The organism is Microbacterium sp. MYb72, assembly GCF_002979415.1.
Taxonomy (GTDB): Bacteria; Actinomycetota; Actinomycetes; order Actinomycetales; family Microbacteriaceae; genus Microbacterium; species Microbacterium natoriense.
The window spans coordinates 133964-145179 of the sequence record NZ_PCOT01000001.1 but is presented as its reverse complement, the minus strand read 5'-3'; the positions used below and the strand labels follow the sequence as shown (position 1 = coordinate 145179).

Genomic DNA, 11216 nt, shown 5'->3' with positions numbered 1-11216 from the left:
CTCGACGACGGGTCAGCTCGCGGCGTGCTCGTCCGCGACGGTGAGGGCCTCGTCGATCGCGGACAGGCCGCGCACGAGCTCCTCTTCGGAGATGACCAGCGGGGGAGCGACGTGCACGCGGTTGAAGTGCGTGAACGGCCAGACGCCGGCCTTCTTCGCGGCGGCGGCGAAGGCGCCCATGGGCGCGGCATCCGGTCCCGAGGCGTTGAAGGGCACCAGCGGCGCGCGGGTCTCCCTGTCGCGCACCAGCTCGATCGCCCAGAACAGGCCGCGTCCTCTGACGTCGCCGACGCTCGGGTGCTTCTCAGCCCAGGATCGCAGCGTCGGCTCCACCACGCGGGTGCCGAGGTCGCGCACGCGCTCCAGGATGCCGTCACGACGGAACACCTCGAACGTGGCGACACCGGCAGCGCACGCGAGCGGGTGACCGGAGTAGGTCAGGCCGCCGGCGAAGGGCACGGTGTCGAACGCCTTCGCGATGGCGTCCGAGATGACGACGCCGCCGAGCGGGACGTAGCCCGAGTTCACGCCCTTCGCGAAGGTGATGAGGTCGGGCTTCGCGTCGAACGCGTCGATGCCGAACCACTCGCCCAGACGACCGAAGCCGACCATGACCTCGTCGGCGATGTAGACGATGCCGTAGCGGTCGCACAGTTCGCGCACGCCCTGCAGGTAGCCGGGCGGCGGGATCAGGACGCCGTTGGTGCCGACGACGGTCTCGATGATGATCGCCGCGATCGTCTGCGGACCCTCGAGCTGGATGGTCTGCTCGAGGTGGGCGAGCGCGCGCTCGGCCTCCTGCTCCTGCGTCTCCGAGTGGAACGGCGAGCGGTACAAGTACGGCCCGAAGAAGCGCACGGCGCCGGAGTCGACGGTGTCGTTCGCCCAGCGCCGAGGGTCGCCCGTGAGCGAGATCGCCGTGGCCGTGGAGCCGTGGTAGCTGCGGTACATCGAGAGCACCTTGCGGCGCCCGGTCGACTGCCGCGCCATGCGCACGGCGTACTCGTTGGCCTCGGCGCCGCCGTTGGTGAAGAAGACCTTCTCCATGCCGTCGGGCGCGACCCCGGCGATGAGCCGTGCGAGCTCACCGCGCACGTCGTTCGCCACGGACGGCTGGATGGTCGCCAGGCGCCCGGCCTGCTGCTGGATCGCCGACACGAGATCGGGATGCTGGTGTCCCAGGTTCAGGTTCACCAGCTGGCTGGAGAAGTCGAGGTAGGCGTTGCCCTGGTAATCCCAGAACGTCGAGCCCTCGCCCGCGGCGACCGGAAGCGGGTCGATGAGACCCTGCGCGCTCCACGAGTGGAAGACGTGCCCGCGGTCGTCCGCACGCACCTGAGCTTCGGCAGCCGCGTCGGGCAGCGCGTGCGCGGCTCCGTGTCGGTCGGTGTAGTTCGTCATGTCGGTGCCTTTCGAGAACCGTGTCCGATCAGTGGTTGCTGGGGAAGCCCAGGTCGATCTGCGAGGGGGTGTGGTCGGGCCAGCGGGTGGTGACGACCTTGGACCGAGTGTAGAAGTGCACCGATTCGGGGCCGTAGATGTGGGAGTCGCCGAACAGCGAGTCCTTCCAGCCGCCGAAGGAGTACGCGCCGATCGGCACGGGGATCGGCACGTTCACGCCGACCATGCCGACCTCGATGTCGAACTCGTACTGACGTGCGGTGCCCCCGTCGCGCGTGAAGATCGCGGTGCCGTTGCCATAGGAGTTGGAGTTCACGAGCTCCACGGCGTCTGCATAGCTCTCCACGCGGACCACGGAGAGCACGGGGCCGAAGATCTCGTCCTCGTAGACCTTCATGCCGGGACGGACGTGGTCGACGAGGCTCACGCCGATGAAGAACCCGTCGGAGTCGAACTGCTGAGTGGTGCCGTCGACGACGACGGTCGCGCCCTCGGCCGCTGCGCCCGTGACGTAGGAGGCGACGCGATCGCGGTGCTCGCGCGTGATGAGCGGACCCATCTCGCTCGCGGCATCCGTTCCGTCGCCGATCGTGAGCCCCTGGATGCGCGAGGAGATCGCGTCGATGAGGTCGTCGGCGACGTCGCCGACCGCGACCAGCACCGAGACGGCCATGCAGCGCTCGCCGGCGGATCCGTAGGCCGCGGAGATCGCGGCGTCGGCCGCGGCGTCGATGTCGGCGTCCGGCATCACGACCATGTGGTTCTTCGCGCCGCCCAGCGCCTGGACGCGCTTGCCGGCGGCAGAGGCGCGCTGGTAGATCGAGCGGGCGATGGGGGTGGATCCCACGAAGCTGATCGCGTTCACGCGCGGCGACTCGAGCAGCGCGTCGACCGCCTCCTTGTCGCCGTTGACGACGTTGAGGACGCCGGCGGGCAGACCCGCCTCCTGGAAGAGCTTCGCGAGCCAGATCGCCGCCGACGGGTCCTTCTCGCTGGGCTTGAGGACGACCGTGTTGCCGCAGGCGATCGCGGAGGCGACCATCCACAGCGGCACCATGACCGGGAAGTTGAAGGGGGTGATCGCGGCGACGACGCCGACCGGCTGCTTCACGGAGTGCACATCGACGCCGCGGGCGACCTGCTCGCTGCGCTCGCCCTTGAGCAGGTGCACGAGACCTGCGGCGAACTCGACGTTCTCGATGCCTCGCGACACCTCGCCCGCGGCATCCGACAGCACCTTGCCGTGCTCGTTCGTGACGATCGCGGCGAGCTCGGGGGTGCGCTCCTTGAGAAGCTGGCGCAGGCGGAAGAACACGTCGGCGCGCTTGATCAGGCTCGTCTCGCGCCACGCGGGCAGAGCGGCGGCAGCGGCGGCGATGGCGGTCTCGACCTCGGCGGTCGACGCGAATGCGACCTCCCTGGCGACCTCGCCGGTGGCGGGGTTGAAGATCTTGCCGGTGCGGGCCGCCTCGGCGGTCTCCACTCCGTCGATGACGTGACGAACGATGTCCACGGTTCTCCTTCGAGCTGGAAGCGCTTATCGAACACTCTGACCGGGGTTCGATACGCTGGTACTTCTCAATGATCACAGAGGGGAACGGCGATCAGCGATGTCAGAACGTCAGGACTTCGGCGCAGATCAGACAGATCGTCCGGCGCGACGGGATGCGCTGCTGACCGTGGCGGACGTGCTCGCCGAGCCGGTGCTGCAGGCGGGCTCTCCGGAGGTGATCGTCGGGGGAGGAGCCCTCGACGCCGAGGTGCGCTGGGCGCATGTCTCCGACAGCGCCGCCGTCGCCCGTCTGCTCGACGGTGGAGAGCTGCTGCTCAGCACCGGGGCGGGGTGGCCGTCGGATGCGGGGGAGCTGCGCTCGTTCGCACAGGCGCTGCATCGTGCGGGGATCGCGGGCATCGTCGTCGAGCTCGGCTCCGGGCACGCGCGCGTCCCCGATCCCGTGATCGACGTGTGCGTCGAGGCGGAGCTGGCGCTGATCGCGCTGCACGCGGAGATCAAGTTCGTCACGGTCACCGAGGCCGTGCACCGGGCGCTGATCGCGGCGCAGACCGACGCGCTTCGTGAGCGCCAGCGACTGCACGAGCTGTTCACGGCGCTGAGCCTTCAGGGAGCCCCGGCCGATGTCGTGGTGTCGGAGACGGCGAAGGCGCTGGGCGCCCCTGTCGTCCTGGAGAACCTCGCGCACGAGGTGATCGCGCTGGAGGCGCTGCGGATGCCGGTGGCCGAGGCGCTGAGGGATCTCGGGGAGGTCGATCGCGTCCCGGTGCAGGCGAGAGGGGTGCGGTGGGGGACGCTCCTGGCGCTGCCTGGACCCGCGCATCCTGCGGGTCGCCTCACCGTGCTGGAGCAGGGGGCGACCGCGCTCGCCTTCGGATGCCTCGCCGACGGCGGCGACGCCGAGTGGTCGGTGCTCGCCCAGAGCGGCATCATCGACGACCTGCTGGGGGCGCGGTTCGCGAGCCCCGACGACATCGCCGCACGCCTCGCCGCCGGAGGCTTCGCCGTCGCGGATCGGCAGTGCCACGGAATCGTCGCTCGCGGCGCACGCTCCGCCAGCGAGCTCGCGTATCGCGCCAGGCAGGCGGGATGCGCCGTGGTGGCCGCCCGGGTGGGCGACGACGACGTGGCGCTGCTGTCACTGCCGGCATCCGTCGTGCTCACCGATGAGCTGGTGGTACGCATCGCGGGCGGCGAGCGGGCGGTCTTCGTCGGACCACCGGCCGACGGCGTGCTCGATCTGCTCTCCTCCCTCCGCGCCGCGCGCGACCTGGCGGCGAGCGATCGCTCCGACGCGGGCGCTCGGGTGCGTCGCGTCGACGACCGTCCGCTCGAGCGCCTGGTCGCCTCACTGCGCGACGATCACCGCCTGCACGCGCACAGCGAGCGGATGCTCGCACCCCTCGTCGCCTACGACCGCGAACGCCGAGGCGATCTGCTCGACGTGCTCGGCGCACTCGTCGCTCATCCGGGCAACCGCTCTGCGGCGGCATCCGCCAGCCATCTCTCCCGGTCGGTGTTCTACCAGCGGATCACGCTGATCGGCGATCTGCTGGACGCCGACCTCGACGACGGCGAGACGCTCGCGGCGCTCCACCTCGCGCTGCTGGCGAGGCGGAGCACCGCGGGGAGCTAGAGGACCCCCTGCGCGCGGGTCAGCACATCGCGGAGGATCTGCTCGATCTCGCGGAACTCGGACGGCCCGATCGTGAGCGGCGGTGCGAGCTGGATCACGGGGTCGCCGCGGTCGTCGGCGCGACAGTACAGCCCCGCCTCGTAGAGCGCGGGGGAGAGGAAGCCGCGCAGCAGGCGCTCGGACTCCGCGTCGTCGAACGTCTCGCGGGTCGTCTTGTCCTTGACCAGCTCGATGCCGAAGAAGTACCCGTCGCCGCGGACGTCGCCCACGATGGGCAGGTCGCTGAGCTTCTCGAGCTCGGCGCGGAACAGGGGGGAGTTCTCCCGCACGTGCGCGTTGAGGTTCTCCTCGTCGAAGATCGCGAGGTTCTCCAGCGCGACCGCGGCCGACACGGGGTGCCCGCCGAAGGTGTAGCCGTGATAGAAGGTCGTGTCGCCCTTCGAGAACGGCTCGTAGATGCGGTCGCTGACGATGGTCGCGCCGATCGGGGAGTAGCCGCTGGTCATGCCCTTGGCGCATGTGATCATGTCGGGCACGTAGCCGAGTCCCGTGCACGCGAAGGTGTGGCCGAGACGACCGAAGGCGCAGATGACCTCGTCGGACACGAGCAGCACGTCGTACTTGTCGCAGATCTCACGGACCCTGGCGAAGTAGCCGGGAGGCGGCGGGAAGCATCCGCCGGAGTTCTGCACGGGCTCGAGGAACACCGCGGCGACCGTCTCCGGGCCCTCGAAGAGGATCATCTCCTCGATGCGGTCGGCGGCCCAGCGGCCGAACAGCTCGATGTCGTCAGACGGCGCGCCCATCTCGGCGGCGCGGTAGAAGTTCGTGTTCGGCACGCGGAATCCACCGGGGGTGACCGGCTCGAACATCGCCTTCATGGCGGGGATGCCGGTGATCGCCAGAGCGCCCTGCGGGGTGCCGTGGTAGGCGACCGCGCGCGAGATGACCTTGTGCTTGGTGGGCTGGCCCATCAGCTTCCAGTACTGCTTGGCGAGCTTGAAGGCGGTCTCGACCGCTTCGCCGCCGCCCGTGGAGAAGAAGACGCGGTTCAGGTCGCCCGGCGCCTCCTCGGCCAGCCGATCGGCGAGCTCGATCGCCGCGGGGTGGGCGTACGACCACAGCGGGAAGAAGGACAGCTCAGACGCCTGCTTCGCCGCAGCCTCGGCGAGCCGGCGACGGCCGTGACCCGCGTTGACCACGAACAGGCCGGCGAGGCCGTCGAAGTACTCCTTGCCCTTGGAGTCCCAGATGCGGTGGCCGTCGCCCTTGACGATGATGGGCACGCCCGACTTCTCCATCGTGGACTGCCGGGTGAAGTGCATCCAGAGGTGGTCTTTGGCCATCGCCTGGAGTTCGGCTTCGGTGGGTGTGGTGCTCATCTGGTCCCCCAGTTGTAGAGCTGCTTCTGCAGCTTGGCGTAGATGAAGGTCTCGGTCGACAGGACTCCGTCGATCGGTCGGATGCTGTCGTTGATCAGCGCGAGCAGATCGTCGTCGTCCTCGCACACGACCTCGGCGAGGATGTCGAACGAACCGACCGTGATCACGACGTAGTCGATCGCCTCGATCGCGGCGATCTCCTCGGCGACGACCCGGGTGTCGCCGGTCACGCGGATGCCGATCATCGCCTGCCGGCTGAAGCCGAGCTGCATCGGATCGGTCACCGCGACGATCTGCATGACCCCGGAGTCGGTGAGGCGCTGCACGCGCTGGCGGACCGCGGCCTCACTGAGGCCGACGACGCGCCCGATATCGGAGTACGAGCGGCGCCCGTCCTCCTGGAGCAGCTCGATGATCGTCTTGGAGACGTCGTCGAGGGTGGGGAGCTTCTTCGTCGAACCCATGGTGCGATCCTCGCATCATCAAGGGTCGATCGGCAACCGATTCCGCAGGAGAAATTCAGAAAATCTGCGAAATCGCGGGTTCAGGCCTCGATCGGGCCCAGCCACGCGCTCGCCGCCGTGGCGTGAGCGGACTCGGGGTCGGAGGGATGGAACGCCCCGGCGAGCACGTCGCGGTAGAGCCGCGACAGCTCGTTCGAGGAGAAGTACGATCCGCCGCCCGCCGTGAGCATCGCCTGGTCGACGACGTGCTTGGCGGTGGTGATCGCACGATGCTTCACGCCGGACAGCAGCGAGAACCAGCGGGCGCCGTGGTCTGCGCTCTCGTCGACGTCGCGCGCGAGCGCGGCGATCTGCGGCGGCAGCGCATCGTAGGAGAGGGCCATGTCGGCGATCCGCCAGCGGATGTCCGGGTCCTGGGCGTAGGCGAGGCCGGTCCTCTTCGAGGTGCGCTTCTGCGCGGTCAGCACCGCGAGATCGAGGGCGCGGCGCGCGATGCCCGTGTACACAGAGGCGAGCAGGATCTCGAACACCGAGAAGATGCCGAACACGATCGGATCGGGCGTGGGCCCGGGGTCGATGCGGCGGACCACGTGCGCGGCATCCGCCACCGCGCCCTTCAGCCGGGTGGTGCGGGACTGGGTCGCGCGCATGCCCAGGGTGTCCCAGTCGTCTCCGGTCTCGACGGCCGCCGTGCGATCCACGAACGCGAACACGAGCTTCGGGGCGTCGTCGCTCGTGGTGTCGAGCCCGTGCAGTCCGAGCTTCGTCCAGACGGGGGCCAGGGAGGTGAAGATCTTCGTCCCCGTGAAGGAGTAGCCGTCGTCTCCTGTCGGCTCGGCAGCGGTGTCGCTGCCGAACAGCACGAGGTCGTTGCCGCCCTCGCTGATGCCGAAAGCGAAGACCTCCCCGGCGACGGCGCCGTCCTGCACGAACTCGAGGCCAGGCACTCCGCGATCGGAGAAGACCTTCGCGACGCCCGTCCAGACGAGATGCATGTTGATCGCCAGCGCGGTCGCCGGGGCCGCACCGGCGAGCCGCTGCTGCAGGAGCGCGGCCTCGGCGAGACCCAGCCCCGCGCCGCCGCGCTCGGCGGGCACGAGGATCGAGAGGTAGCCGGCATCCCGCAGCTCGTCGAGGTCCTGCTGGGGGAAGGTGTTCTCGCGGTCGTGGATCGGTGCGCGCTCGCGGATGCGCTCCAGGAGGTCGTCCGGCAGGTACGCGGCGGGATCGAATTCGCTCATGACAGGGCCTCCAACAGATGACGCACGGACTCCTCCGGCTTGTCGCGGTGCAGCGAGTGGCCGGCTCCCTCGACCACGCTCATCGTGAGACGCGGATTGGATGCGAGGATCTCCGCGGCCGAGTCTCCGCGGAACAGACTGAAGACGGTCGGATCCGCGGCGATCACGTGCGTGGGGACGGACAGCTGCGCAGCCTCTGGACGGACATCCCACGGCCGGTTCTGGACGCTCGTCTGCTCGACCGCCCAGCGGCTGGCGCGGTGCACGGCGTCCACCTTCAGCTCGACGTCCTGCGGGTGCCAGTGCGGATGCTCGTCGCGCACGGCGTCGATGCGGTTGTCGGCGAACGCGCGCTCCTGGCTCCTGCGGATGACGTTCGCATCGCGTCCGTCGAGCACGATGGCAGGGTCGATGAGGATGAGCCGGAGCGTCCATCCGGGAGAGGACGCCGCGGCTACCGTGCTGGAGGCGCCGCCGAGGGAGTGGCCGATCACGGCATCCCAGGCCCCGTCGCCCTCGGGGCGGGTCGCCGCGAGATCGGAGGCGTACGCCGCGATCGTGTAGTCGAGGGAGCGGGGCGCGTCTCCGTGACCGCGCAGGTCGACGGCGGTGGCATGCCATCCGGCCCCGGCCAGGGCGTCGCCCAGACGCCACATGAGAGCGGCCGAGGAGCCGAGACCGTGCACGAGGAGCGCTCGTCTGGAGGACGCGGGATCTCCCCAGGAGATGCGAGGGAGGGTGAGCGGCGCGGGCATGAGCCCAGCTTACGATCCGCTCAGGACGGGGTGACGGCGAGCGGCTCCGTGTCGGGGCGAGGGCTCGCGTCGCGGCCGCGCAGGTCGGGGAATGCCCGCACGAACACGATCGACACCACCAGCCCGACCGCGGCGAACAGCGTGGCCGCGAGGTACGCGCCGCGCCAGTCGGTGACGTCGACGAGGAAGCCGGCGACCGCGGAGCCCGCAGCCGCGCCGATGAGCTGACCGGTGCCCGCCCAGCCGAACGCCTCAGCGGTCTCGCTGAACTTCACGCTCGCCGAGGTGATCGCGAAGAGCATCGCGAGGGCGGGGGCGATGCCGATCCCCGCGAGGATCAGGGTGCCGCCGAGCCAGAACACGTTCAGCATCACCATCGTCAGCGCGAGTCCGACCGTGACGATCAGCAGTCGCCTGGCCATCGCCCAGGGGCCGATGGGGAGGTGGCCGAACGCGAGTCCGCCCGCCAGGCTGCCCGCGGAGAACACCGCGAGGACGAGCCCCGCCTCCAGGCTTCCGTGCTCGAAGGTGGCGACGACGCCGACCTCGACCGCGGCGCACGCGCCGATCAGGAGGAAGCCGATCACGGTCGCCAGCATCACCGGAGGCTTGAGCACGACCGTGCCGAGGGGGTTGCGGCTGCGCGGGATGCGGACGCGGCCGACCTCGGGGGAGAGGATGAACCACGAACCGCCGCCGACCAGCACGATCGCCACGAGCAGCAGGCCCTCCACCGTGCCGATCTGCGTGGACACGAGGGTGATCACCACCGGAGCGAGGATCCAGATGATCTCCTGCAGGGAGGCGTCGAGGGAGAAGAGCGGCGTCAGCTGGGACGAGTTCACCAGCTTGGGGTAGATCGTCCGCACCGCTGCCTGGATCGGCGGGGTGGAGAGCCCGGCGATCAGACCGAGGATCATGTATCCCGGCAGGGTGAGAGGCAGCAGGGCGAGACCCAGGATGGCGACGACGCACACGCTGAGCGTGAGAGTGAGCACGCGCCGCATGCCCCAGACGCCCATCCACCGGCTCGTGATCGGGCCGGCGACGGCCTGGCCGACGCTGGTCGCCGCGAGCACGAGACCGGCGGCGCCGTACGAGCCGGTCTGCTGCTCGACGTGCAGCAGGATCGCGAGGGAGCTCATCCCGTTCGGGAAGCGCGCGGTCAGCTGAGCAGCGATCATGCGCGCCACTCCCGGCGTGCGAAGAAGATCCCGATATCCCGCCACGGGTCAACGCTACCGGGCGGCGGGGACACGGAGGAACCCGCGTGTGCGGTCGCGCACGGCGCTTGCCTCCCGGTGAACGGCTGATCGCGTCCTCTTGCTCACTCGCGGGCACGCGCGCGAACCTGGACCGCGGACCCGGCGCCCGGTCGGGTCGCCGAGGAGGACCCGATGGCCGAGGTGCTGAGAGCTCGACGAGGAGCTGTTCCGGCCGAGGCGACGGCCGGATTCTCCTCCTTCCGCGCCGACGAGGCGGAGGCCCTGTGGGGCGCGCTGCGTCGCCACACCCTCGAGCTGAGCTGCGGAGACGGCGACCGGGATGCCCGCCGCGTGGCCGTGGGGGAGGTTCTCGACGTCTGGCTGGACGACGTGCTCGCCGTCGAGGAGCCCGGTGATGAGGAGTCGTCCTGCACGGTGCGGCTGCCGAGCGACGACACGGACCTCGTCCTCGCCCTGCTGACGAGGGGCTTCGCTCCCGTCACGATCGACGCGGTCCGCAGGCTGTCCTCCTCCGGCCGATCGGATGCCGCGCACGGACTCGCCGCCACGCACGGACTCGGAGACGGGGCGCTGCTGCGTGCGGCCTCGGCATCCGACGCCCCGGCGCTCGCCGCCTTCGACGCCCTTCTCCTCTCCCATGAGGCCGACTTCGGCGCCGTGTTCCGCAGGCAGGGGGCGGAGCAACTGCTTCTGGCGTCGATGACGGATCGACTGCGGTCCTGGCCGGACTGGACATGGCTGATCGAGCAGGACGGCGCGGCGCTCGGCTACGTGCACGCCTTCCCCGACTCGGAGACGCCCGGCTCTCCGCCTCGCGCCTACCTCGACGCCATGTACCTCGCCCCGGATGCGCGCGGCGCCGGGCTCGGCCGGAGGGTGGTCGACGCCGTCCACGGCATCCTCACGGGGGAGGGCGCGGGCTCCGTGCGGCTCGACTACTCGGTGGCGAATCCGCAGTCGGGGCCGTTCTGGTCGCGCCTCGGCTACCGGCCCGTCACGACCACCTGGCAGCGTCGTCCGTCGGTGCGCTGAGGTTCGTGTCGCGGACACGCCGCGACACGCCGGAACGCAGTTTCCACAGAAAATCGAATGTCGGATGCCGCGCGTAGCGTGCCCCCTGTGGATGGATCCGAGCGGGGCTCTCCGGAGCCGCGAGATTACGCGTTTCGACGCCCGGTTCGACACCCTCGGGGCTGTGGAAGAAACGGTGGAGAACCTGTGTTGTATCGGTGGAGAACGGTGGAAAACTACACGGATGTAACTACTACCCCTTGTGGTCGCCTCCAATGTCCGTCCCTATATGTAGTATTGAACTCCCGGCGGGGGTCTGCCGGATAAACCAGAGATTTGAGGGGATTCACGATGTCGATCACGGTCTACACGAAGCCTTCCTGCGTTCAGTGCAACGCCACCTATCGTGCGCTGGATGCCAAGGGCATCGAGTACGAGATCCACGACCTGTCGGAGGACCCGGCGGCGCTCGAGCAGGTCAAGTCGCTCGGCTACATGCAGGCGCCGGTCGTCGTGACCGATGAAGACCACTGGTCGGGCTTCCGTCCCGACAAGATCGACGAGCTCGCGTCCCGTCTGGCCTGATC

Annotated in this window: 10 protein-coding genes; 3 read left to right on the top strand and 7 right to left on the bottom strand. The window is 69.7% G+C overall.

Going from position 1 to position 11216, the window contains the following annotated elements; all coding sequences use genetic code 11:
• Positions 1-12: 12 nt before the first annotated feature.
• On the bottom strand, positions 13-1401 hold the full coding sequence (locus CQ047_RS00655) for an aspartate aminotransferase family protein (protein ID WP_105672348.1): 1389 nt from the start codon (positions 1399-1401) through the stop codon (positions 13-15).
• 28 nt (positions 1402-1429) lie between these two features.
• Positions 1430-2914 (bottom strand): CoA-acylating methylmalonate-semialdehyde dehydrogenase, encoded by a 1485-nt coding sequence (locus CQ047_RS00650; RefSeq protein WP_105672347.1) that lies wholly within the window; start codon positions 2912-2914, stop codon positions 1430-1432.
• Positions 2915-3011: 97 nt separating this feature from the next.
• On the opposite strand from CQ047_RS00650, the gene CQ047_RS00645 reads away from it, so the two are divergent.
• Positions 3012-4550 (top strand): PucR family transcriptional regulator, encoded by a 1539-nt coding sequence (locus CQ047_RS00645; protein ID WP_105672346.1) that lies wholly within the window; start codon positions 3012-3014, stop codon positions 4548-4550.
• On the opposite strand, the gene CQ047_RS00640 is transcribed toward CQ047_RS00645, so the two are convergent.
• The 5 genes from CQ047_RS00640 to CQ047_RS00620 form a co-directional block, all read right to left on the bottom strand.
• On the bottom strand, positions 4547-5932 hold the full coding sequence (locus tag CQ047_RS00640; protein ID WP_105672345.1) for an aspartate aminotransferase family protein: 1386 nt from the start codon (positions 5930-5932) through the stop codon (positions 4547-4549). The genes CQ047_RS00645 and CQ047_RS00640 overlap by 4 nt on opposite strands.
• Complete coding sequence (locus CQ047_RS00635) at positions 5929-6396, bottom strand: Lrp/AsnC family transcriptional regulator (RefSeq protein ID WP_105672344.1); 468 nt, start codon at positions 6394-6396, stop codon at positions 5929-5931. The genes CQ047_RS00640 and CQ047_RS00635 overlap by 4 nt, the downstream gene beginning before the upstream one ends.
• Before the next feature lie 80 nt (positions 6397-6476).
• Positions 6477-7637 carry an acyl-CoA dehydrogenase family protein gene (locus tag CQ047_RS00630; RefSeq protein ID WP_105672343.1) on the bottom strand — a complete coding sequence of 387 codons (1161 nt, stop codon included), beginning with the start codon at positions 7635-7637 and terminating at the stop codon, positions 6477-6479.
• Entirely contained in the window at positions 7634-8392 is a 759-nt protein-coding gene (locus CQ047_RS00625) for an alpha/beta fold hydrolase (protein WP_105672342.1), read from the bottom strand. Before CQ047_RS00625 ends, CQ047_RS00630 begins: the two co-directional genes overlap by 4 nt.
• A 20-nt stretch (positions 8393-8412) precedes the next feature.
• Positions 8413-9576, bottom strand: a complete 1164-nt coding sequence (locus tag CQ047_RS00620) for an MFS transporter (protein WP_105672341.1) — start codon at positions 9574-9576, stop codon at positions 8413-8415.
• A 213-nt stretch (positions 9577-9789) separates the two neighbouring features.
• Between CQ047_RS00620 and CQ047_RS00615 the strand changes: the two genes are divergently transcribed.
• On the top strand, positions 9790-10650 hold the full coding sequence (locus CQ047_RS00615) for a GNAT family N-acetyltransferase (protein ID WP_105672340.1): 861 nt from the start codon (positions 9790-9792) through the stop codon (positions 10648-10650).
• A gap of 330 nt (positions 10651-10980) precedes the next feature.
• On the top strand, positions 10981-11214 hold the full coding sequence (nrdH, locus tag CQ047_RS00610) for a glutaredoxin-like protein NrdH (RefSeq protein ID WP_067118559.1): 234 nt from the start codon (positions 10981-10983) through the stop codon (positions 11212-11214).
• Positions 11215-11216 lie beyond the last annotated feature (2 nt).

What these genes read in the sequence shown, in the direction of transcription:
- CQ047_RS00645 (WP_105672346.1), top strand. Translation starts at nt 3,012, where the DNA reads ATGTCAGAACGTCAGGACTTCGGCGCAGATCAGACAGATCGTCCGGCG.
- CQ047_RS00615 (WP_105672340.1), top strand. Translation starts at nt 9,790, where the DNA reads ATGGCCGAGGTGCTGAGAGCTCGACGAGGAGCTGTTCCGGCCGAGGCG.
- nrdH (WP_067118559.1), top strand. Translation starts at nt 10,981, where the DNA reads ATGTCGATCACGGTCTACACGAAGCCTTCCTGCGTTCAGTGCAACGCC.
- CQ047_RS00630 (WP_105672343.1), bottom strand. Translation starts at nt 7,637, where the DNA reads ATGAGCGAATTCGATCCCGCCGCGTACCTGCCGGACGACCTCCTGGAG.
- CQ047_RS00655 (WP_105672348.1), bottom strand. Translation starts at nt 1,401, where the DNA reads ATGACGAACTACACCGACCGACACGGAGCCGCGCACGCGCTGCCCGAC.
- CQ047_RS00625 (WP_105672342.1), bottom strand. Translation starts at nt 8,392, where the DNA reads ATGCCCGCGCCGCTCACCCTCCCTCGCATCTCCTGGGGAGATCCCGCG.
- CQ047_RS00635 (WP_105672344.1), bottom strand. Translation starts at nt 6,396, where the DNA reads ATGGGTTCGACGAAGAAGCTCCCCACCCTCGACGACGTCTCCAAGACG.
- CQ047_RS00620 (WP_105672341.1), bottom strand. Translation starts at nt 9,576, where the DNA reads ATGATCGCTGCTCAGCTGACCGCGCGCTTCCCGAACGGGATGAGCTCC.
- CQ047_RS00640 (WP_105672345.1), bottom strand. Translation starts at nt 5,932, where the DNA reads ATGAGCACCACACCCACCGAAGCCGAACTCCAGGCGATGGCCAAAGAC.